21 protein-coding genes are annotated in these 22,581 nt (G+C 68.4%); 17 read left to right on the forward strand and 4 right to left on the reverse strand.

What is annotated here, in order from left to right; all coding sequences use genetic code 11:
* Positions 1–91 precede the first annotated feature (91 nt).
* The 3 genes from ACIBK2_RS13115 to ACIBK2_RS13125 all read left to right on the forward strand — a co-directional run bounded on the left by ACIBK2_RS13115 (position 92) and on the right by ACIBK2_RS13125 (position 3,118).
* Positions 92–1,039 (forward strand): hypothetical protein, encoded by a 948-nt coding sequence (locus tag ACIBK2_RS13115; RefSeq protein ID WP_396966723.1) that lies wholly within the window; start codon positions 92–94, stop codon positions 1,037–1,039.
* Positions 1,040–1,055: 16 nt separating this feature from the next.
* Positions 1,056–2,312 carry an adenylosuccinate synthetase gene (locus ACIBK2_RS13120; RefSeq protein ID WP_396966725.1) on the forward strand — a complete coding sequence of 419 codons (1,257 nt, stop codon included), beginning with the start codon at positions 1,056–1,058 and terminating at the stop codon, positions 2,310–2,312.
* Between the two features lie 179 nt (positions 2,313–2,491).
* The gene (locus tag ACIBK2_RS13125) at positions 2,492–3,118 is read left to right on the forward strand and encodes an NUDIX hydrolase (RefSeq protein ID WP_396966727.1); all 627 of its coding nucleotides are present in this window, start codon (positions 2,492–2,494) and stop codon (positions 3,116–3,118) included.
* A 132-nt stretch (positions 3,119–3,250) separates the two neighbouring features.
* Here the strand turns inward: ACIBK2_RS13125 and ACIBK2_RS13130 are convergent, their stop codons facing one another.
* The 4 genes from ACIBK2_RS13130 to ACIBK2_RS13145 form a co-directional block, all read right to left on the reverse strand.
* Positions 3,251–3,499, reverse strand: a complete 249-nt coding sequence (locus ACIBK2_RS13130) for a hypothetical protein (RefSeq protein ID WP_396966729.1) — start codon at positions 3,497–3,499, stop codon at positions 3,251–3,253.
* Positions 3,500–3,819: 320 nt separating this feature from the next.
* The gene (locus tag ACIBK2_RS13135; protein ID WP_396966731.1) at positions 3,820–4,668 is read right to left on the reverse strand and encodes an isocitrate lyase/phosphoenolpyruvate mutase family protein; all 849 of its coding nucleotides are present in this window, start codon (positions 4,666–4,668) and stop codon (positions 3,820–3,822) included.
* A gap of 119 nt (positions 4,669–4,787) precedes the next feature.
* Positions 4,788–5,120, reverse strand: coding sequence for a YnfA family protein (locus tag ACIBK2_RS13140; RefSeq protein ID WP_396966733.1), 333 nt, complete (start codon positions 5,118–5,120; stop codon positions 4,788–4,790).
* A gap of 74 nt (positions 5,121–5,194) precedes the next feature.
* Positions 5,195–5,953 (reverse strand): metallophosphoesterase, encoded by a 759-nt coding sequence (locus ACIBK2_RS13145; protein WP_396966735.1) that lies wholly within the window; start codon positions 5,951–5,953, stop codon positions 5,195–5,197.
* A gap of 376 nt (positions 5,954–6,329) precedes the next feature.
* On the opposite strand from ACIBK2_RS13145, the gene ACIBK2_RS13150 reads away from it, so the two are divergent.
* The 14 genes from ACIBK2_RS13150 to ACIBK2_RS13215 all read left to right on the forward strand — a co-directional run bounded on the left by ACIBK2_RS13150 (position 6,330) and on the right by ACIBK2_RS13215 (position 22,508).
* Positions 6,330–7,223, forward strand: a complete 894-nt coding sequence (locus ACIBK2_RS13150) for an alkaline phosphatase family protein (RefSeq protein WP_396966737.1) — start codon at positions 6,330–6,332, stop codon at positions 7,221–7,223.
* A gap of 293 nt (positions 7,224–7,516) precedes the next feature.
* The gene (locus tag ACIBK2_RS13155; protein WP_396966739.1) at positions 7,517–9,928 is read left to right on the forward strand and encodes a RelA/SpoT family protein; all 2,412 of its coding nucleotides are present in this window, start codon (positions 7,517–7,519) and stop codon (positions 9,926–9,928) included.
* A gap of 398 nt (positions 9,929–10,326) precedes the next feature.
* The gene (locus ACIBK2_RS13160; RefSeq protein WP_396966741.1) at positions 10,327–11,955 is read left to right on the forward strand and encodes a cutinase family protein; all 1,629 of its coding nucleotides are present in this window, start codon (positions 10,327–10,329) and stop codon (positions 11,953–11,955) included.
* Positions 11,956–12,009: 54 nt separating this feature from the next.
* On the forward strand, positions 12,010–12,972 hold the full coding sequence (locus tag ACIBK2_RS13165) for a hypothetical protein (RefSeq protein ID WP_396966743.1): 963 nt from the start codon (positions 12,010–12,012) through the stop codon (positions 12,970–12,972).
* A gap of 16 nt (positions 12,973–12,988) precedes the next feature.
* Positions 12,989–13,867, forward strand: coding sequence for a MinD/ParA family protein (locus ACIBK2_RS13170; protein ID WP_396966745.1), 879 nt, complete (start codon positions 12,989–12,991; stop codon positions 13,865–13,867).
* Positions 13,864–14,532, forward strand: a complete 669-nt coding sequence (locus ACIBK2_RS13175) for a DUF6668 family protein (protein WP_396966747.1) — start codon at positions 13,864–13,866, stop codon at positions 14,530–14,532. The genes ACIBK2_RS13170 and ACIBK2_RS13175 overlap by 4 nt, the downstream gene beginning before the upstream one ends.
* 51 nt (positions 14,533–14,583) lie before the next feature.
* Positions 14,584–14,880 carry a hypothetical protein gene (locus ACIBK2_RS13180; protein WP_040692318.1) on the forward strand — a complete coding sequence of 99 codons (297 nt, stop codon included), beginning with the start codon at positions 14,584–14,586 and terminating at the stop codon, positions 14,878–14,880.
* A complete protein-coding gene (locus ACIBK2_RS13185) occupies positions 14,880–15,164 on the forward strand; it encodes a hypothetical protein (RefSeq protein ID WP_379287399.1) in 285 nt (94 codons plus the stop codon). Before ACIBK2_RS13180 ends, ACIBK2_RS13185 begins: the two co-directional genes overlap by 1 nt.
* Positions 15,161–15,772: a hypothetical protein gene (locus ACIBK2_RS13190; protein ID WP_396966749.1), complete on the forward strand. Its 612-nt coding sequence runs from the start codon at positions 15,161–15,163 to the stop codon at positions 15,770–15,772. The genes ACIBK2_RS13185 and ACIBK2_RS13190 overlap by 4 nt, the downstream gene beginning before the upstream one ends.
* Before the next feature lie 73 nt (positions 15,773–15,845).
* Positions 15,846–16,661 carry a hypothetical protein gene (locus ACIBK2_RS13195; protein ID WP_396966751.1) on the forward strand — a complete coding sequence of 272 codons (816 nt, stop codon included), beginning with the start codon at positions 15,846–15,848 and terminating at the stop codon, positions 16,659–16,661.
* Positions 16,662–16,726: 65 nt separating this feature from the next.
* Positions 16,727–18,199 (forward strand): hypothetical protein, encoded by a 1,473-nt coding sequence (locus tag ACIBK2_RS13200; RefSeq protein ID WP_396966753.1) that lies wholly within the window; start codon positions 16,727–16,729, stop codon positions 18,197–18,199.
* A 2-nt stretch (positions 18,200–18,201) separates the two neighbouring features.
* Positions 18,202–19,692 carry an SCO6880 family protein gene (locus tag ACIBK2_RS13205; RefSeq protein ID WP_191094272.1) on the forward strand — a complete coding sequence of 497 codons (1,491 nt, stop codon included), beginning with the start codon at positions 18,202–18,204 and terminating at the stop codon, positions 19,690–19,692.
* Between the two features lie 7 nt (positions 19,693–19,699).
* Positions 19,700–22,144 carry a hypothetical protein gene (locus ACIBK2_RS13210; protein ID WP_396966755.1) on the forward strand — a complete coding sequence of 815 codons (2,445 nt, stop codon included), beginning with the start codon at positions 19,700–19,702 and terminating at the stop codon, positions 22,142–22,144.
* 55 nt (positions 22,145–22,199) lie between these two features.
* The gene (locus ACIBK2_RS13215; RefSeq protein ID WP_150406119.1) at positions 22,200–22,508 is read left to right on the forward strand and encodes a transposase; all 309 of its coding nucleotides are present in this window, start codon (positions 22,200–22,202) and stop codon (positions 22,506–22,508) included.
* Positions 22,509–22,581 lie beyond the last annotated feature (73 nt).

The following is a 22,581-nucleotide window of genomic DNA, read 5'->3' on the forward strand; positions in this document are numbered from 1 at the left end:
GCCAGGGAACCGGGTTTACCGAGGGGATTCCTTGACGTCCGTAGTTTTAGTCGCTTACACTAAAACCAGCTTCACGAGAGGAAGTGATCACATGGGATACGGAAACTGGGACGACACCGCCTACCGGGCGGCCAAGACCTTTCGCGCCAGCCGTGGCCTCGACGACTTCGGATACACCGCCGAAATGCGGTCTGTGCCATACCTGGACTGGCAGGCGCACCCGACCCTCGACCCGCTCGGCGTCACCGTGCGGGAATGCCGCGATTCGGCCGATCACGGAAACTCGCTGCCCATCGCGGTGTTGTTCGACGTCACCGGGTCGATGGGGCGGGTGCCGCGGATCATGCAGAGCAAGCTCGGCAAGCTGCACGGACTGTTGCAGCGCAAGGGCTACGCGGACGATCCGCAGATCCTGTTCGGTGCCATCGGCGATGCCGACACCGACCGAGTTCCGTTGCAGGTGGGGCAGTTCGAGTCCGACAACCGGATGGACGAGCAGTTGCGCGCGATCCTGCTGGAGGGCGGGGGCGGCGGGCAGAAGTCCGAAAGTTATGAACTGGCCGGATATTTCATGGCCACCCACATCGTTACCGACGCGTGGGAGAAGCGGGGCAAGAAAGGCTACCTGTTCCTGATCGGCGACGAGCTGAACAAGTCGAAGCTGGCCTCACGGCACATCCGCAGCGTCATCGGTGACAGTGTGCGGCGCGATGTTTCGGTGGAATCCATCTACCGCGAGCTCGCCGAGCGCTGGCACATCTACTACATCCTGCCGAATCAGTCGAGCTACTACGACGATCCGGAGATCGCCGACCACTGGCGCGGACTGCTCGGTCAGAGCTTCCTGAAGCTCGACGATCCGGCTGCGGTGTGTGAACTCATCGCGCTGACAATCGGATTGGAGGAGGGGCGGGTCGACGTGGATGCCGGACTCGCGGATCTGCGCGATGTGGGATCGGCGGCCGAGGCTGCCGCTGTCGGTAAGGCGTTGGGGGCCAAGGGGCCGCGGATGCGGGCGTTGCCCAGTGGTCGTAGCTGACAGCAAGGAGTGCACCATGTTTCGGTCTCACCTAGTGGTGGTCGACCTCGGCTTCGGTGATGCCGGGAAAGGAGCGACGGTCGATTGGCTGTGTTCCGCTGAGGCGGGGCTCGGGGTTTCGGCCGTGGTGCGGTTCAACGGGGGAGCGCAGGCTGCGCACAATGTGATCGCCGAGGGGCGGCATCACACGTTCGCACAGTTCGGTTCCGGGACCTTCTCGGGTGTGCCGACGTTGCTGTCGCAACATGTGCTGGTCGAGCCGATCGCACTGGCCGGGGAGGCCCGCCAATTGGCCGCGCTCGGCGTCCCGGATCCGTTGGCGCTGTTACACATCGACGGCCGGGCACTGCTCACCACGCCGATCCACATCGCCGCCAACCGTGCCCGCGAGGACGCGAGGGGTTCCTCGCGGCACGGTTCGTGCGGACGGGGGATCGGTGAGACCGCGGCCTACGCACTGGACCGCGATGCGCCGACCGTCTCGGATTGCTTGCGCCCCAGGGTTCTTCGCGACAAACTCCAGGCGCTCGCCGCGCACTACGGCGCGCTGATCGCCCCGAGCGAACATCGCTACGAACCGATCGACACCCTGGCCGACATGTATCAGGAGTTCGCCGCCGCCGTCCGCATCGTCGGCGGCGAGCAACTCGCCCGCTTCGCCCGACGCGGCCGACTGGTGTTCGAAGGTGCGCAAGGTGTGCTGCTCGATGAATGGCGCGGCTTCCATCCACACACCACCTGGTCCACCGTGGAACCACGCAACGCTCGCGCCATGCTCGCCGAAATCGGCACCGCCGGTTACGTTCTCGGCGTCACCCGCACCTACATGACCCGCCACGGCGCAGGCCCACTCCCCACCGAAGACCGCACGCTCGACTTCCCCGAGCCACACAACGCCACCGGCCGCTACCAAGGCGAATTCCGCCTCGGCCACCTCGACCCGATCCTGCTCCGCTACGCCATCGCGGTATCCGGCGGCATCGACGGCCTCGCCCTGACCCACCTGGACACCCAGGGAACCCATTACGCGGCAACGGAATACGCCACCGCCGACGGCCCGATCACCCACCTCCCGCCAGGCACCTGGCAAGACCTCACCCACCAGCAACACCTCACCGCCCTCCTGACCACCGCCCACCCGGTCCTCACCGAAATACCGGACGACGTGGTGCCCTGGCTGGCACAGACCCTCGACGTCCCCGTCGCCCTGACCTCGAACGGCCCCACCCGAACCCACCGCACCCCCACCCCCGCAACCGTCATCGCGGCATGACCCCCGCCCCACCCGCCACGCAGAATCTGCACTCTCTCTCGGGATCGGCACCGCCTCTAGGGCCCTATTCCGAGTGCCGATCCCGAGAGACAGTGCAGATCTCTGGCGGGACCGACCGAAACCGCCCAGCGGGTGCCGGTAGGCGGGAGTGGTGGTCGGGTGCGGCAGGATTGGCAGCCGTGGAGCAGTCCGTTGTTTCGGTGGATGTGGTGGCGTTGCGGTTCTGGGCCGACGACGCCGGGGTGAGCGTGGGGATCGCGCCGCGCGCGATGGCGCCGTTCACCGGGCAGTTGGCGCTACCCGGTGTGTTGCTCGGTCGCGGCGAGCGACTGGCCGGAGCCGCGCGACGCGCGGTGCACACGAAACTCGGAGTCCCCGAAGCCGCAATCGGTGCGGTCGGACAGCTCGTGACCTTCGACGAACCCAACCGCGACCCACGCGGCCCGACCCTGTCCATCGCCATGTGGGCAGTGGTCGGCCCACACGAGGGCCCCGCACAATGGATCGACTTCGACGAGGTCCCCGAACTCGCCTTCGACCACAACCGCATCATCGACGCATCCCGCAGCCTGCTGACCGGCCTCCTCTGGAAGGACCTGCCCTTCACCCAGGCCCTCCTCGGCAACGAATTCCCCGCCACTAGAGCAGTAGCAGCCACCACCGCCCTATCCGGCACCCGCCCCGACCCCGGCAACCTCAACCGAACCCTCGCCGCCCTCCCCGGCCTGGCCCGCACCACCGAGCGCCGCCGCGTGAAGGCAACTGGCCGCCCCGCCGCAGTATGGGCCTTCGGAGCCGACGACTAGCTGGAAGATGCTGCGCTGCAACAGAACCCAGTGGCTGTCAGCCGGGTCGCGACGCGCAGTCCGAAAGCCACCGGCAGACCCGCCGCGGTGTGGGCATTCGGCGCGATGACTAGGCCGTGTCTCCCGATCGGATCATCTGGTCCACCCGAACCGCGCCAATGTGGTGTCGACCTCATCGTCGCTGGCCTGCCACGACCAGCCCCGCAATTCGACCAGCTTTATTAGGCCGAGCAGCGCCACCGGATCATCCGCGACATAGGTGTCGGTTCCATCCGTGGCTACCAGCAACGTGCCCTGTTCGGTTATCCGGAAGCCCCCGGCCTCGATGGCGAGTATTGCAGGGATCAAGGTGTTTCCGCCGTGGGCGATCTTGTGCTGCACGTCCTCCATGGTGCACACGAGCCGACGCGCCTATCGACACTGGTCCACCCACGAAGTGGGCGGCCGCCGGACCACCGCAGCACAATGCTGGAAACATTGGGGGACACGGCCTAGCCGGAAAGTGTTGCGTTGCGACCACATCCCGCCGCACCCTTCTTGATTTCCGGCACCGGGAATCGCATGCGAGTTTCGGTGCCGGAAATCAAGAGGCGTGCGTCTTCCTAGCTGGAAAGCGTTGCGCAGCAAGGGGCCCCGTGGGGGCATCGTTGTTGCGGATCGCCAGGGCGGCTCTCAACGGTGCGCCACTCACGGGGGCTGGGTCAGCGGGTCAGCAGGGATTGGATGGCGCCGAAGTCGATGGCGTTTTCGAGGGTTGAGTAGGTGCCGTGCTCGAGGAGTTCGGCGGTTGCGGTTTCGGCCAGCTTGTAGGCGGCCTGGGCTACTGCGGAGCCGACGCTTACTCGGCGTACGCCTGTTGCTGCGAGGTCGGCGATAGAAGGTGCTCCGGCGCCGGCCATTACGTTGATCGGCAGCGGGGACTTGGCGACCAGGTCGGTCAGGGTCGGCAGGTCGAGCAGGCCGGGGACGAAGAAGCTGTCGGCGCCGGCTGCGGCGTAGGCGGCGGCCCTGGTGAGGACCTCGTCGAAGCGGGTTTCCGGGGCGCCGATGCCGAACAGGTAGACGTCGGTTCGGGCGTTGATCACCAGTTCCGGCAGGCCGGCCTGCTTGGCGGCGTCGCGGGCCGCGCGCAGTCGGTCGGACTGGGCGGCGGTGTCGAACAGTGGGCCGCCGGGGGCCGTGGAATCCTCCAGGTTCACGCCGACGGCACCGGCGGCAATGGTGGCGATGACGGTGGTCGCGACATCCTCGGGTGTGGGGCCGTAGCCTCCTTCGATGTCAGCCGTCACCGGGACGTCGACGACGGCGGCGATCCGGCGGATGACGCCGATCGCGTCGTCCCTGGTGAGTCGCTGACCGTCGCCGGTGCCGAGCGACCAGGCAACGGCCGCACTGGTCGTCGCGATCGCCGGCGCGCCCGCTGCCGCGATCACCGCGGCGCTGCCCGCATCCCAGGCGTTCGGCAGCACGAATAGTCCTTGCTCGTGCAGCGCCCGGAAGGCAGCCGCCGCGTTGCGCTGGGTGTCGGTGATCTGGATGTCCTGTGCCACGGTGGCTCCTCGCGAGATGGTATCGATGACCGGTCGCCTGTAGGTAACACCGGAAACCGCGCGAGCCATCCCGATTTCGTGCGCCGAAACCGATGTGGCAGAACATGTCCGCCAGCCGGTCAGTGCCGCGGCGCGTACATGATGATGGCGACCCCGACGAGGCAGATAGCCGCCCCGAGGTAGTCCCAGCGGTCTGGGTGAAACTTGTCGACGAGCATGCCCCAAGCAAGCGACCCCGCCACGAACACACCACCGTACGCAGCGAGGATCCGGCCAAAATTGGGATCGGGTTGAAACGTCGCGACAAACCCATAAGCCCCCAGCGCAACAACCCCCGCCGCAATCCAGAGAACCCCGCGCTGCTCCCGCCATCCCTGCCACACCAACCACGCCCCACCGATCTCAGCAACAGCAGCCAACGCGAACAGCAGCAGCGAGCGGACGACGGTCATGAGGTGAAGATACCGACCTGATTCGGGCGGACAGCTGGTCGCCGCCAATAGCATCGGTTCGGGCTCACGTCGGTTCAGGCTGACCGAGCTTGCGCCTGCGCGACGTCGTAGACGGCGTATGGGCGGCCGATCACTGGGTACGACACGTTGCGGACGGGGACTCCGCCTGCGGTGCAACCGATTTCGGTGCCGCTGTGGGCGTGTCCGTGTAGGGCGAGGGTTGCGTGGCCCACATCGATGGCTTCGGCGAGGGCGTGGCAGCCGAGGCCGGGGTAGATCTTGGGTGGTTCGCCGATGAGGGTGTCGATGGTGGGGGAGAAGTGCATCAGGGCTATGCGGATGTCGGTGGTCAGGGTGTCGAGGGCTTGTTGCAGGAGCAGGGCGTCGCGGGGGCCGCGGCGCATGCGGGTTTGGTGTTCTTCGGTGCCTTCGTCGGGGGTGCCGGGGTAGTCGGGGAAGCCGCCGCTGCCGCCCATCACGCCCGCGATGCCGACCTGAATTCCGTTCAGCTCCAGCGTGATCGTGGTTCCCTCGAGCAGGTGTACGCCGATGTCGGTGAGCTGGGCGGAGATTCGGAAGCCGAGTTTGTGGTCGTGGTCGTGGTTGCCGAGGACGGCGACGACCGGCACTGGGAGGTCGGCGATTTCGGCGCAGAGCAGGTCGGCTTCGGCGAGCGTGCCGCCCTCGGTGAGGTCGCCTGCCAGCAGCAGCGCGTCGGCGTGCTCGGCCAGACGCAGGAAGTCGGGCCGGAATCGGCCGGCGACGGCTGGGCGCAGGTGGGTATCGGCGACGGCCGCGATCCGGATACCCCGCTGCGCGGAATCGGCTGGCATGGCGTCAGCCAGCCACATCGTCGGCGCGGTGTCAACCGCAATCTGACGTTCACCCGCGCGCCACCCGCCCGCGAGCTGGGGGCATAGCTTGTGGCTATCGAGAGTTCAGTCGGTGTTCAGCGAGGCAACGCGCGGTGGCGAGACCGATGAAACGTCAATGAACAGTGCCGCGGCAGGCTATCCACCGGGTCGCTTCGCCCCGCATGGTTCGGACTATGAGCGAGCGCGGCAAGCGAGCGAATCCTCGGCCCGGCGGATGTATCGGATGGCAGCGCGATGAGGGCGTTGCCGACCGACCGGACCGGACCGAAGGGCCGCGAGCATGAGCGGGCTCTGGGCGAAAGCGCTTGCCGTGCTGGCTGTTACCGTCCTGCCCATGACGATGGCCGCAGGTGGGGCGCAGGCCGGCGCGCCCGTCGACAAGGTGGTCCTGATCGGGCTCGACGGGCTGATGTACGACAAGGTCTTGCAGGTGCGCGCGCCGAACCTGTTGCGGCTCAGCGCCGAAGGCCTGCTCAGCCGCTCCTCGATCGCGCCGCACATCACCATCTCCGGCCCGTCCTGGGCCACCGTGCTGACCGGCGTGTGGGATCGCAAGCACGGCATCAAGGACAACAACTTCACCGCCGCGCCGTTCGCGCGGTATCCGACCGTCTTCACCCAGCTCGAGCGCGCCAACCCGGCCCTCAAGACGCACTCGATCGCCACCTGGGATCAGATCGCCACCATGTCGGGCAGCGGCAATCCCCGCGCCGACGTGGTCGTCTCCACCGCGCCGGTCCCCGACGACCCCGATGAGGCCAAGACCGACGCGGCCACCGCCACCGACGTGGTCAACGCGATCACGAAGTTCGCTCCCGACTTCCTCTTCACCCACCTCGACCAGGTCGATCACGCGGGTCACAGCGACGGCGCCGCCTCCGACGAATACCTCGACGCCGTCCGCCGCATCGACGAACAGGTCGGCCGCATCGCCGCCGCCGTGGACGCCCGCGCCAAGGCCAACCCCGCCGAACGCTGGACCATCCTGGTCACCGCCGATCACGGCCACCGGCCCAAGGGCGGCCACGGCGGCCAATCCCCGGACGAGACAACCAATTTCGTCATCGCCCGCGGCCCCGACTTCACTGCGGGCGACACCACCTCCCGCTACACCCTCGTCGACATCACGCCCACCGTCGTCGACCTCCTGCGCGTCCCGGCCAGCCCCGACTTCGACGGCCAGTCCATGATCAACCGGGAGCCCGCCAGCCCGTCCACGATCCGGTAGGCCCCACCGCCCAGGGCGCGACGCCACCACCGCGACGCCTGATATGTCACGTTCCGGTACGCCTCGCCAAGGCCAGCGAACCCAGCGCCATCCCGGCATGAGAACCCGCATCGCGCCTGCGGCAACCACGTGCCGGACGCCAGTGCGCGGCCGGGACTAAAGTTGGTGTTGCACCGGTCGGATAGGGTGGTTTCGATCGAGGCACGCGGCGCGAACGTCAGGCCCGGAGGCGGCAGCCGGCGTACCCACGGAGGGACCGTGAGCGCCGCAAGCGGGCACTGAGAGGTGGTGGCATGACTCAGCACGTGGGCGAGGCGAATGTCGAGCAATCGGCGGACGCCCCGCAGCCGAATGGTGCCGCCAACGGGGGAGAGCAGCCGAACACGCCGCCCAGCACGCCGACCGGCAGTGCTACGCCGCCGCGTCAGCCGGGCACCTCCGCCGCCGTGCCGACCTCGGCGTCACGCCGCGTGCGCGCCCGCCTCGCCCGCCGGATGACCGGTCAGCGCGGCATCGCCGCGGTCAAGCCGGTGCTCGAGCCGCTGGCCAGCGTGCACCGCGAGCTGTATCCGAAGGCGAACCTGACGCTGCTGCAGCGCGCGTTCGACGTGGCCGACGAACGGCACAAGCACCAGTTCCGCAAGTCCGGCGACCCGTACATCACCCACCCGCTCGCCGTGGCCAACATCCTGGCCGAGCTCGGCATGGACACCACCACGCTGGTGGCCGCGCTGCTGCACGACACCGTCGAGGACACCGGCTACTCGCTCGAGCAGCTCACCCTCGACTTCGGCCCCGAGGTCGCGCATCTGGTCGACGGCGTCACCAAGCTGGACAAGGTCAATCTCGGCGCGGCCGCCGAGGCGGAGACCATCCGCAAGATGATCATCGCGATGGCGCGCGACCCGCGGGTGCTGGTGATCAAGGTCGCCGACCGGCTGCACAACATGCGCACCATGCGCTTCCTGCCGCCGGAGAAGCAGGCGAAGAAGGCCAAGGAAACCCTCGAAGTCATTGCGCCCCTTGCCCATCGGCTCGGCATGGCGACGGTCAAGTGGGAGCTGGAGGACCTCGCGTTCGCGATCCTGCACCCGAAGAAGTACGACGAGATCGTGCGGCTGGTGGCCGACCGGGCGCCGTCGCGCGACACGTACCTGGCGAAGGTGCGCGCGGAAATCGTGAATACCCTTGCGGCGTCGCGGATCAACGCGATCGTCGAGGGTCGGCCGAAGCACTACTGGTCGATCTACCAGAAGATGATCGTCAAGGGTAAGGACTTCGACGACATCCACGATCTGGTCGGCATCCGCATCCTCTGCGACGAGGTGCGCGACTGCTACGCGGCCGTCGGCGTGGTGCACTCGCTGTGGCAGCCGATGGCGGGCCGGTTCAAGGACTACATCGCCCAGCCGCGCTACGGCGTCTACCAGTCGCTGCACACGACGGTCGTCGGCCCGGACGGCAAGCCACTGGAAGTGCAGATCCGCACCCAGGACATGCACCGCACCGCCGAGTTCGGTATCGCCGCGCACTGGCGCTACAAGGAGACCCGCGGCAAGCACTCGAACGACTCCACCGAGGTCGACGACATGGCGTGGATGCGCCAGCTGCTCGACTGGCAGCGGGAGGCGGCCGACCCGGCCGAGTTCCTGGAATCGCTGCGCTTCGACCTGAAGTCGCCGGAGATCTTCGTGTTCACCCCGAAGGGTGACGTGATCACGCTGCCGCAGAAGTCGACCCCGGTCGACTTCGCCTACGCCGTGCACACCGAGGTCGGTCACAAGTGCATCGGCGCCCGGGTGAACGGTCGCCTGGTCGCGCTGGAACGTCAGCTGGAGAACGGTGAGGTCGTCGAGGTGTTCACCTCGAAGGCGCAGAACGCCGGACCAAGCCGCGACTGGCAGAACTTCGTCGTCTCGCCGCGCGCCAAGGCCAAGATCCGCCAGTGGTTCGCCAAGGAGCGCCGCGAGGAAGCCCTCGAGAACGGCAAGGAGCAGATCTCCAAGGAGGTCCGCCGCGTCGGCCTGCCGTTGCAGCGGTTGATGAGCGTCGACGCGATGACCGCCGTCGCGCACGAACTGCACTACACCGACATCTCCACCCTCTACACCGCGGTCGGCGAACACCAGGTCTCCGCGCACCACGTGGTGCAGCGCCTGATGGCGCAGCTCGGCGGCATCGGTGACGTGGAGAACGAGCTCGCCGAGCGGTCCACCCCGTCCACCACGCCGAACCGGCAGCGCACCACCGGCGATGCGGGCGTGCTGATCCCCGGCGCTTCCGGCACGGTCGCCAAGCTGGCCAAGTGCTGCACCCCGGTGCCCGGTGACGAGATCATGGGCTTCGTGACCCGCGGTGGCGCGGTCAGCGTGCACCGCACCGACTGCACCAACGCCGGGTCGCTGCGGGATCAGGCCGAACGCATCATCGAGGTGTCCTGGGCGCCGTCACCGTCCTCGGTGTTCCTGGTCGCGATCCAGATCGAGGCGCTCGATCGCACCCGGTTGCTGTCCGACGTGACGAAGGTGCTGGCCGACGAGAAGGTGAACATCCTGTCCGCGTCGGTCGCCACCCACGGCGATCGAGTTGCGATCAGCAAGTTCACCTTCGAGATGGGCGACCCGAAGCACCTGGGCCATCTGTTGAATGTGGTCCGGAATGTAGAAGGCGTCTACGACGTGTACCGCGTCACCTCCGCCGCCTAGCGCACTTATATGCGCGAATGCGCGCGGCCGCCTGAAATTCTCCACTGCGGGCCAGTCCCCTTGACGTGTCAATTGTTGTGCCCTTAGCAACCTCTCGGCGAACGGGCAGCGACGGTCGAGGTATCTGCATGAATGCCGAAGCTATCGGGCGAACGGAAGATGGAGTCCCGCTGCGGAATTCGGCTGACCGGCGGGTCGCCAGGCGGTTGCTCTCGTTTTCGGGCCATCGGAAAGTTGCCGGGCGATGTTGCTCGGCACGCGGGAATGTGTGAAACCCGTTTCGGCAGTTCATGGAAAGTTTTCGGCGATGCCCCAGCAATAGTCGGAATCTGTTACGGTCTATTGCGTTTCATGGCGTTGAGGGTAACTGCGGCAACACGGATTGATTGCGGATCGCTATGACTAATTATTCGGCAAGAGTCGCGGGGGTGCTGACAGCACTCACCGTGACCGTGGCTACGGCGGGTACCGCCGCGGCCGGTCCGCCGAATCCCGCAGGCCCCTCGACCAACATCGCGCTCAGCGCGTGTCCGGCACTGTACGCCTTGGGAATTCAGGGCACCGGCGAATCGTCACCGGATGCCGCGCCGTCCACCGACACCGGCATGCTGTCCACCGTCTTCCGGCCGATGCTGGCCAAGGCCACCGCGCCCGGACTGGTCGACCGGGCCTATGTGCCCTACGAATCCGGCTTCGGCGGCGCGACTCCGGGTGGTGCGGTGCCGTACTCCGAATCGGTAACCGGCGGGCTGGCCAGGTTGCGGACGATGGCCAAGGCCGTCGCCGATCGCTGCGCGGACACCCGGTTCGCGGTGGTCGGTTATTCGCAGGGCGCACACGTTGCCTCGATGTTCGCGCAGGAGGTCGGGCAAGGGCGGGGCGTGCTCCCGGCCGACAAGGTCGCTGCGGTAGCGCTGTTCGCCGACCCGACCCGCAACCCCGGTGCGCCACTGTTTCCCGGCTCGCCGGGCAAAGCGTCCCCGGATCCGGCCCCCGGTACCCAGGGCGACGAACTCGCCGCCATCGCCGCGCTACCGCAGGTGCCCGCCACCGGCGGCGGCATCGGCCCGGATCGCGACCTGGCCGCCAACTTCGGCGCCCTCACCGGCCGCGTGGCCAGTTTCTGCGCGGCGGGCGACCTCGCCTGCGACGCACCGCAGGGCGCGCCGATCCTCAAGGCCGTCACCAACGTTGTCGGCCAGTCCAAGCTGAGCGGCGGCGACCCGATCGCCTCGCTGACCTCCATCGCCCAGGCGCTCGCCTACACCTCGATCAAGACCGCCACCAAGATCGCCAACGAGGATGTGCAGGGCAACTCGCTCGCGACACTGGCCATCTCGCCCAAGAAGTCGATCTCCCAGCGCCTCGCCGACGCCGCCGACCCGCGCACCCCACTCGACCTCCCCGCCGCGCTACAGGCGCTGCTGAAGGTCGGCATGATCGGTCTGAACGCGGTCGTCACCGTCGTCAAGACGGTCATCAACCCGGCGACCATCGCCGACCTGGCCACCGCGGGATTGTCGAACCCGCCCGCCGCATTGCTCTCGCTCGGCACCGAGTTGGCCGGCGCCGTCGCCCAACTCGTGCCGCCGACCACCGGCGCCCGCTTGGTCACCCAGGCGTTCGACGCGGTCGTACAAAACATCACCGACAACAGCGAACTGCTCAATACCGCCACCTGGGTGCGGTATTGGGACACCGTCCAGCGGCACGGCGCGTACAACACCGCGACGGTCGCCGCCAACGGCGACGCGCCGACCACCTTCGTCGCCGACTGGTTCGCCGCGGTAGCCCACGATATCGCCGGAAAATTCGGTGCGAATGCCAGGCCGCAGGGTGGTGCGGACAAGCCGCCGACGGGATTCTTCGGTCCGCAATCCGGCGCGCCTGCTACGCCGAATGTGTCCGGTACGGGACAATTTCCGTTCGGGACAGGAGCCGACGGCGCCTCATCCGGCGGCGCGACGTCGATTCCGCCCACCGATCGACCCGGCACACCCAACACCTACCCGTTCTCCACGAACTGATCGCCGAGAGGGTCCGACGATGAGCTATGTGCCTCGCGCAGCGGGAATGGGGGAATGTTGAAGTCGTACAAAGAACTGTCCCGGTGGTATGCCGCGTTGGAGCCGGAGACGGCCCCGGTGCCGCCCGCCGCGAATTCGGTGCACGTGGACGAAGACGGCCCGGCCCGGTATCCGCACTACATTCGCGACGAGCCGCAGCCCGAGGTCCCCGCGGACCTATCGGCGCAGCGCAGCGAATTCACCGGCGGCTGGTCGGACTGGGTGGGCCGGGCTCCCGGCCCCGACGACGAGTACACCCCGCGCGACGCCGACCTGGTGCGTTTCCCCTGGCCCGACGACGAGGACTACGACGACCCGCTGGACGAGCCGCGACCGCGCTCGTCCAGCGCCTTGCGTCTGGAGGCGCGCGCCCGGCGTTCCCGGCGCGGGCGGGTGTTCGTCGTGCTGGTCATCGCGGTGCTGCTGCTCGGCGCCGCGGCCGCGGGCGTGCTGTTCCTGCTGCACTCCTCGAACAGTCGCGCCGCGTCGCCGCGCCTGCCCGCCTCCTCGGCCTCGGTGCAGTTCACCGCGGGCAGCCTGCAGGCGGGCGTGAGCACCGACAGCCTGCGCGGCAAGTCGCAGGCCGGGGTCACCACGCCGCGCGCGTCCGGCGCCTGCCCGACCGAGCGCACCGCGTCGATCGTGCGCGGCGCCGAAATGGGCAGCACCACAACGGGTCCCGACGCCATCCTGGCGTTCCAGTACGCGTACTACGTGGAGCGCTCCGGCGAGCAGGTCCGGCAGGTCGTCGCACCGGACGCCACCGTCTCGCCCGCACCGACCATCCAGCGCGGCATCGACACCATCCCCGTGGGCACCACGCACTGCGTGCGGATCGTGACCCTCTCGGACAATCGGTACTCGGTGGAGGTCACCGAGTACCGCCCCGGCGGCGTGCCCGCCACGTACAACAAGCAGACGGTCACCACCGCGGTGGTCGACGGTCGCACCCTGATCACGGGTATCGCGGCCGGATAGAGGAGAGCAGGAAGCGATGGGAGAGGACTGGAGCCGCTGGCTCGACGAGGCACCCGATCAGGGTGAATCGTCGAGCCGGCCCGTGCGCTCCAAGGCTCCGGTGGTGCGGTTGCGGCGCGGCAAGGGCGGCGGTTCCGGTGCGGAACAACCTTTGCAGCGACCCATCCTGGTGGTCGGCGGCTGCGGTGGGGCGGGCACCACCACGACTGCACTGGGTATCGCGGGCGAGCTCGGCATGGCAGGCACCCCGACGGTGGCGGTGGACGCGACCGCGGCGGGCAGCGACCTCGCGCTGCGCGGCGCGGACGAACACCTGCACCCGATCAGCCTGCAATCGTGGCTGTACGGGCGCGGCGACGACGAACCGGCACCGCTGAAGGAATGCCTGTCGCGCGCGACCTCCGGAATCGGTTTACTGTGGCGCGATTCCGCGCCGCTGCGCAGGCGTGCGACCTATCTCACGGTGGCCCGCGCGGTGTACGACTCCGGCTTCACCGCGGTCTACGACGGCGGCAGCCCGATTGCCGGACGGCAGCTGCGCCCGCTGCTCGACGACGCGGATGTTGCTCTGGTACTTGCCATTCCGGCGCGCGCCGACGCCGCGAACCGGCTGCGTGTCACCCTGGAATGGCTCGACGACCAGTTCGGCGACTCGACCGAGGGGCAGGGCGGCGGCATCGTCGGCGACACCACAATCGTTGTCTCGCACCAGCATCCGGGCACCGAGTCGGGCGTAGCCGAGCATTTGCGCGAGCACCTGTCCGGCTGGGTCCGCGATATTCGAGAGATTCCCTACGACCCGCACCTGGCCAGGGGCGAACTGGTTCGACACGCGTCACTGTCCCTCGATACGCGCCGGGCTTATGGGCGCCTGCTGGCCGGGGTGGCATCATGACGGCCGCTATGAAGTTTCGACGTCAAACAGAATCCGCACCCGCAGGCGTGGTCGCACCGCCGGAGTCGCGCCGCGCGCCGATCTGGGACCGTCCGGTGCCCGGGGTCGGCCGGGCCCCGCTGGTGTGGATCATGGGCGTGCACGGCGGTGCCGGAGCCAGTAGCCTCGCGCATGTGCTTGCGCCCGCGGCGGATTCGGGCCGCCGCTGGCCCGGCGTCTTCGACCGCGAGTCCCCCTTCGTCGTGCTGGTGGCCAGAGAGACCATCGCGGGCCTCACGCGCGCGCATGACCTACTGCGCCAACATCATTCGGGCTTCGCCGGGTCCTGCGAGGTGCTCGGGCTGATCACCGTCGCCGCGCGACCCGGTCGGCTGCCCGCCGAGATCCGCCGCTACCGCGACGTGGTCGGCTCGCTGGCGGGCCAGACGTGGCAGGTCCCGTGGTATGAGGAATGGACGCTGGTAGAACCGGAGAAGCTGCCGGTATGGGCGCCCGGTGACGCACTGCCACCGAAGAAACGCAAGATCGACCCCTTGGAGGAGGTACCGCTCGATGTCAGGGAGCTCGGCGCCGACATTGTCGCGGCGGCTCGAACGGCACTGGAGGAGGGCCAACTCGACGATCCGGCGCAGGACCGGGCCAGTAGAAAGCCACCCGATCAGTGAACGTACGCATCGAATCGGCGACGACTCAACTACTTTCGAGAAAGGCACCCGATGAGCATGATTCTCCTCGCCGTGCAGGACACGTACGGCACCGTACTCGCGCAGGTCGGTAACCCGACGCCCGAGGCGCCGCCCGGCTCGGAGAAGATCCTGCAGCTGGTGCGCTACCTCACCTGGTTCGTGCTGCTGTCCGGCATCTGCGGAATCACCTACGCGGGCGGCAAGTTCGCGTGGGAGAAGTGGACGGGTGGTGGACTCGAGTCGCCGAAGATGGTGGCCGGGGCCATGATCGGCGGCGTCGTCGCGACCAGCGCCGGCACCATCATGAACGCCGTTATTGGAACCTGATGTCCGACATATCTACCGTGCGCGCGTCGGCAGCCGAGCTGCTGGCCTACAAACAGATGCCCGCCGAGGTACTCGAACCGCTGATGCAGCTGCTCAACTGGCTGCTGTGGTTCGTGCTGCTGGTGTGTCTGGCGTGGATGATCGTCTCCGCGGGCAAGCTGTGGATCGCCTTCCGCAGCGACCTCGCGATGAACGACGCCTCGCACGGGGTGCTGATGAGCCTGCTCGGGGCGATAGTGGCGAGCACAGCGTCGGGAATCGCGCTGGCTTTCTTGCCGACATGATCGATCACCGGGGGACAGCGGGGGCGTTCGGCGCGGTGTTGCTGATCGCGGCGGTCGGCTGCGGCGGTGGCGACGACCGCTCCGGACCCGACCTGTCGGCGACGCCGACCGGTCTGCGGTGGCAGCCGTTCCAAGGCGTGCCGCTGCCGCATACCGACCAGGGCCCGAAGTCGGAGGCCGACGGCGCCGCAACGGGTTTCGAGCATTCGCCGCGCGGTGCCGGCGTCGCCGCGATCACCCATGCGGTGCGCTTGGCGGTGGCCTCCGACAGCCAATGGGCGAAAGTCGCCGCGCGGGAAGTGGTTCCGGGCACCGCGAAGGACGAGTGGGCGGTGAATCGGATCCAGCTGTCCATCACCGGACCGGCTACGCCCGACTATGCGCCGCGCGTGCTCGGCTACAAGGTCACCGGATACACCGACCAGCGCAGCACCATCGACGTACACACCGAGTACTCGGACAGTTCAAAGGCGGTGAACCACACCACCGTCGAGTGGTTCGGCCAGGACTGGCGGTTACGGCTGCCCGATCCGGGCTCTACCGCCAGACCGATCGAATCGATAGACGTACTACCTGATGACACTGTGAAATTGGAGGCGCCGAAGTGAGGGAGCGCAGCGAGCGAACCATGTCGCAGTGTGCTTCGCGCATGACGGAGCCGAGCGCTAGCGAGGCGGAGTCATGAGTGAGAAGGAGTCTTACGCGCGTGATCGCGTCTCCTTCGGTGCCGTCGCGTCCGCAGCAGTGCTGGCGCTCATCGTGATCGTCGGAATCGTCGTCTACATCACCCGTGACGACGGCAGCTCCGCGGCCAGTGCGCCCGCCCCCGCCGGCTCGGCTGGTGGCACCGGCTTCGCCAGCCCCGAGGTCGACATCCTCGGCAGGCGCGTCGACGTGCCGAACAATGCTGCCGGACAACCACTTCCGCAGGATCCGTCGCGGCAGCGCAAGGCCTCCGACGGCGACTGGCTGACCGCGGCGCCCGAGGGCACCACCGCGCCGCACGGCTGGCAGCGGGTCTACGGCGCCTCGGTGCCGTTCTCCACCTCGGACGGGCCGGCGCGCATCGAAGATGGTCTGGCCGTTGGCTATTCACACACGCCGCAGGGCGCGGTGCTGGCCGCGGCGCAGATCACCTACCGGCTCAACGCCCGGCCCGCCGACCGCGACCTGTACGTGACGCAGGTGCGCGTCTCGGCCCAGCAGATCGCCGCGTACGACAAGGCGCTGTCAGGTAACAAGCTGCCCGAGCAGCAGCCGGAGAAGGTCACCAAATACTTCGTCGCCTCGGACGCGTTCAAGGTCGACGATTACGCCGACGACCTGGCCATCGTCCGGCTCGCCTCGCGCGGCCAGGTGGTCGACGGCAAGCAATCCTGGGCGGCGATCCGCCTGGTCATGGTCTGGGATGCGGGCGACTGGCGGCTCAAGCCCTCGACGTCCAATACCGCACAAACCGAGTACATCGAATCGTTGGGCGGGTGGACGAAATGGTGAGCACGATCGGAAGGGCACGAGCACAAGTTGAGGGCCGACCTGCGGAGCAGCGAGGGGTGCAGATAATGGTGAGGCGACTACTCACGATCTTCGCCGTCATCTTCACGGTGATGATGGCGACGCCGACCATCGCCTATGGACAGCAGTACGGCTTCGACGAGACGTGCAACGAGATCCACGACACGCTCGACAATGTCGGCCTGCCCGGCATTTCCCTCGGCGATGCGGCCTCGGCCGCGTGCAAGGCGGGCAATGCCGCCTCGCATCCGGGGCAGGCGGCCACCGCAGTCAAGGACAAGGCGTGGGACTCGACCTTCGGCAAGGTGGTCGACTCGCTGATGAACGGCCTCGGCGAGGCCATCATCCTGGCGCTGACCTTCTGGATGAAGGTGCCCAACGAGGCGGCCAGCGACTCGGGTTCGCTGTTCACGAAGATCAACGAATACACCTATCAGGCCCAGATATTGCTCTTGATAGCCTCGGTGATCCTGTCCGGCGCGCGCCTGGCCGAGGCCAGACGCGGGGCCACGATGAACGAGGCCGCCGAATCGTTCCGGATGTTCGCCAGGGTGGTGTTCAGTTCCTGGATGCTCGGCGCGGTGATCGTCGCTGGCACCCAGGCCTCGGATCGCTTCTCCGAGTGGATCATCAACGACTCGACCAACGGCAACGCCAAGGACCTGGCCGAGCTGATGGTGAAAACCAGTAAGCTGCAGGCGTTTTCGCCGGGCCTGGTGTTGATCATCGCGATCGTCGGGTTGCTCGGCGCGCTCGCGCAGATCGTGCTCGCCATCGTCCGGCAGGGGCTGCTGATCATCGCGGCCGGCGTGCTGCCGCTGGCGGCGGCCGCGTCCGGGATGAACGTCGGAAAACAGTCCTACCAGAAGCTGATCGGCTGGATCATCGCGTTCATGCTCTGGAAACCGGTGGCCGCGATCGTCTACATGATCGCGTTCACCACTGCGGGCCATGTGGATTCGCTGACCTCCACCAACGGCCTGCCGGATGGTGAACAGGCGCAACGCATGCTGGTCGCCATCGTGCTGCTGTGCAGCGTCGCGTTCGTGCTGCCCGCGCTGATGCGGTTGGTCACGCCCGCGGTCGCCATCGTCGGCAGCGGCGGTTCCGGTCTCACCGCGACCGGTGGCACCCTGCTCGCCGTCGCGGGCCTGGGCGCCATGGGCACCAAGGCCGTTGGCGTCAAAGGCACTGCGGCGTCGGGCTCGCCGGGCTACGTCGGCGGCAGCGGCGCGGGTCCGCGCCCGCCGGGCGGCGCGGGCGGACGCGGCAGCGGCGCACCACGCCCGACCCCGCCGCGCGGTGGCGGCGGACCGGCCGGTGGTGCGGCACCGCGCGCCTCCGGGCCCGGCGGCGCGGCGGGAGTACCGTCCGGTGCGGCACGGGCGGCGGGGCGGATCGGCGCGGCCCGCGCCGCGACGAGCAGCCTGAACCGTGCGGACCAGGCAATGGGTGATGTGGCCGGTGACCGTTGGGCGAATCGCTCGCCCGACCTCGGGAGGAGCACCATTCCGCGATGACGATGACGACGAACGATACCTACGAGCGTCGCTCGTACGGGCTGTGGCAAAAGCCCCGCAGCGCAGGCCTTTTCGGGTTGCGCTGGGAAGAGACCGTGATCGGCTTCGTGGTGGTGATCACGGCGTTGATCACCGCGATGGTCGGCGGTTTCAAATGGGGTCTGATCGTCGGAGTCACCGGCGTCGTGATCATGGTTCCACTGGTGTGGCGGACGGGCGGCCGATCGGGCTACGAGACGGGATTGATGATGTTCAACTGGATGCGCTCGCGCAAGAACGGCGAGCACGTGTACCGGGGTGGCCGGTTCTCCCGGATCCCGGGCGGCGTCACCCGGCTGCCGGGCCTGCTCGCGCCGTCGAAGCTCTACGAGGGCATCGACGCGGGCGGTTACAGCTTCGGCATGATCCACCTGCCGCAGTTCGCCCAGTACACGGTGGTGCTGCGGGCGTGGCCGCAAGGTCACGAGGCGGTGGATCAGCCGGTGATCGATCGCTGGGTGTCGGCGTGGGGCACCTTCCTCGCCTCGGTCGGCCAGACCAGTGACATCGTCGCGGTCGTGCCGGTGATCGACACCGTGCCGGAGACCGGAAACCGTTTGCTCACCGAGGTTTCCACGATCACCCGGCCGGAGGCGCCGGAGCTGGCGCAGCAGGTGATGTACGAGCTCGCCACCGAGCTGCCGCAGGAACGGGTGCAGCTGCTGCCGCGGGTGGCGATCACCTTCAAGGCCACCACCGCCGAGCGGCGCAAGAACCCCGCCGAGGAGGCCGTCGAGATCGGCCGCCGCCTGCCGGGTATCTGCGCGGCGCTGGCCGAGGCGGGCGTGCGCGCCCAGCCGATGTCGGCGGACGAGGTCATCTCGTTCATCCGGCGCAGCTACGACCCGGCCTCGCAGGCGGACCTGGAAGTCGCGTCGAGCGAACCCGAGGGCCACGGCCTGGATTGGGCGGACGCGGGCCCGGTTTCGCACGACGAGAAGTGGGATCACTTCGTGCACGACGGTGGCCGCTCGGTCACCTGGGAGATGGACGCCGCCCCCGAGGGCGCGGTGGACGAGCGGGTGCTGCAACGGCTGCTCGCGCCCAATCCCGAAGTGCCACGCAAGCGCATCGCCATCGTGTACCGGCCGCACTCGGCCGCCGACGCCGCCGAGATCGTCGACGACGACTTCAAGAACGCGCTGGTGGCCCAGCAGAGCGAACGCGGTGTGGTGTCCGCTGCGGCGACGCTGCGGGTGGGCGCCACCCAGCAGGCTCGTGAGGAGCAAGCCCGGGGTCACGGTGTGACCCGCTTCGGGGCGTTGGTGACCATCACCGAGCCCCTGCGCGGCGACCTGCCGCGGATCGAAGCCATCACGCGCGACCTGTCCACGCAGGCGCGGTTGAAGATTCGGCGGTGTTACCGCTACCAGGCGGCGGCCTTCGCGGCTTCGCTCGGTTGCGGGGTGATCCTGCCGGAGCACGCGACAATTCCGAAGGCACTGGCGGGGTGAATGATTCATGGCACGTGACAACGAGCCACCCGTACGGGACCGCGACGAGCCGGCGGCTCGGCGTGGTAGGCGGCGCGACGAAGACGAGTGGGGCGAGCGCCCGGCGGCCGAGCGCGGTCGCCGCGGCGTGCGGGAACGCTCCGGCATCGAGGAGATGCCGGACCGCCCACGGCGATTCGGCAGGGGCGCGGCGCGGGATGAGCGAGCGCAGCGAGCGAACAATGACACAGCGCGCTCGCCGCATGACGGAGCCGAGCGTCAGCGAGGCGCAGTCATAAGCGGCGACGACCGGTCGGGAATCGAGGAGATGTCCGAGCGGGAGCGCGCGCGGGAGGCGGCCGAGCGACGGGCGCGGTCCGAGGGCGCGCGCGCCGACGGGTCGCGCGGCGAGCGGTCACGTGCCGAAAACGGCAGGGGCGAGCGCAGTTCGGACCGGGCGCGCGGCGACGCGGCCAGGACCGCGCGGGCTCGCGACGGCGCCAACTCGGCGCGCGGCGAGCGTCCGGCCCGATCGCAGCAGCCGGATCCGCGGGCCGCGCGCGCGGCCCGCAACGGCAAGTCCGAGCGCGGCGTGCAGGACCGCAACGGGTCGCGGGCCGCCCGTAACCCGCAGCGTCCCACCAAGACCGACTACACCGCCGACCGGGCCATGGGCACGCCGGTGATGGACAAGGCGGCGCTGCGCGCGAAGGCCAAGGCCGACCGGCGCAAGACCTCCGGCCCGCCGCTGCTCGACGAGCCGACCAGGGCCAAGCTGGAGATGATCGTCCGCGAGCAGACCGGCCTGCGGGCGGCGTTCGCGCAGTTCCGGATTCGCACCGACGACATCCGCCGCCGCAACTACGCCGCGCGCGCCGAACAGGTCTTCGAGGACGGATTCGACCGCAGCACCGCCCAACTCACCGATCGCGGCTACGCGGGGGAGGGCGGCGGCCGGATGAACGTGGTCGGCCGTCCCGTCGAATACCGTGCCACGACAGCGCAGGTCGCGGGTTTGTGGCCGTGGTCGGTCGGTGCCGGCGCGCCGCTGATCGGCACCCCGCTCGGCTCGCATCTGCACACCGGCGCGCCGGTCTGCTTCGACCCGATGAACTGGTTCATGCGCGGCAGCTTCATCACCGCGCCGAGCCTTTTCGTGCTCGGCCTCAATGGTTTCGGTAAGTCGTCGCTGGTGCGCCGGATCGTGCTCGGCGGCATCGCCCAGGGCATCACGCCGCTCATCCTGGCCGACGTCAAGCCGGACTATCGCCGGATGGTGGAGCTGGTCGGCGGCCAGGTGATCGATCTCGGTTACGGCCACGGCAAGCTCAACCCGCTCGCCGCCGGTGTGCTCGGCGCCGTGGTGCCGATGCTGGATGACCATCCGGCCCTGCAGATTCAGGTGCTGCAGGATCTGCGGGCGCGCCAGGTGACGCTGATCGCGGGTCTGGTCGAACTGGTCCGCGGCGCGCGGGTGCGCGACTACGAAGAGACGCTCATCGCCACCGCCTTGCGCATCCTCTATCAGCCGGCCGAGGGGACGGCAGCCGACGGAGTCGGCGGGGTGGGTAAGCACTGCGGCTACACCCCGGACCAGCCGCCGATCATGGAGAACCTGCTCGACGTGATCGTCGCGGGCGGTGAGGAATTGATGCTCGACGCGGGCGCCGACGACGTCGACGAGTACAACAACGCGATCAAGAACCTGCGTCGCTCGCTGCGCGCGCTCACCCAGGGCCCGTTCGGCGCGATCTTCAACGGGCAGACCTCGGTGCCGATCGACACCGGCGCGGTCGCGGTCTGCATCGATGTCTCACACATCCCGACCGGCGACAAGAAGCTCAAAGCCGCTGTGATGCTTGCCTGTTGGGCGGACGGGTTCGCCTCGGTCGAGGCCGCGCACGTGCTCTCCGACGCGGACCTCGGCCCGCAGCGCTACTTCCAGGTGGTGATGGACGAGCTGTGGCAGGTGCTCGGCCTCGGCGACTTCATGATCGACCGCGTCGACGAGCTCACCCGCCTGCAGCGCGGCATCGCCACCTCGCTGATCATGATCAGCCACACCATCAAGGACCTGCAGGCGCTCGGCTCCGAAGCCGCCATCGCCAAGGCGCTCGGCTTCCTGGAACGCGCGCGCGCCAAGATCTTCGGCGCGTTGCCCGGCGAGGAGGTCAAGCGGCTCGACAGCATCGTGCCGTTCACCTCCGCCGAGGAGCAGATGGTGACCGGCTGGTCCGCACCGCAGGCGCTGACCGGTGAGGCGCTCAAGCCGGGTCAGCAGCGGCCGTCGCCGCCGGGCACCGGCAAGTTCCTGCTGAAGATCGGTGAGGATCGGCGGCCAGGGATTCCGTTCCACATGGAGTTCACGCTCTCGGAGAAGGAGAGCGGCATTCACGACACCAACCAGCGGTTCAGCGAGTTCACCGAATCGACTGGCCGAGGGACGGATTCGCCGAGCGGGAGCGCCGCATGAGAAATCAGCCGAGACGCCGGTTATCGAGGTGCCGCCGTGCGGGGAGGTGCGTCGGATGATGCCGCACCGCTCCTACCGCCGGGTGTCGCCCGAGGTGCGCCAGGCCGCCGTGCAGCAGGTCGTCGCGCTCACCGCTCAGATGAGCAGTGAGTCGGAGGCCTGCCGGGTGGTCGCCGAACAGATCGGCGTGCACACCAACTCGGTGCGCAACTGGGTGCGCGCGGCCGAGGGCCCCAGCCTGGAGCGGATGGATGCCTCCGCCCTACGCCGCAAAGTAGCTCTGCTGCAACAACAATTGGCCGCCGCAGCCGAAATGAACCGCACCCTCGCCGACACCCTCAACGAATCCCGGCGCGGCCAGTGACCCCCAACCCGACCCAAGGCGCCCTTCACCCTGTCTACCGGACCGAGGGTGCCCTTCGGTCGCCTCGGCCTGT

Source organism: Nocardia sp. NPDC050175, from assembly GCF_044459885.1.
Taxonomy (GTDB): Bacteria; Actinomycetota; Actinomycetes; order Mycobacteriales; family Mycobacteriaceae; genus Nocardia.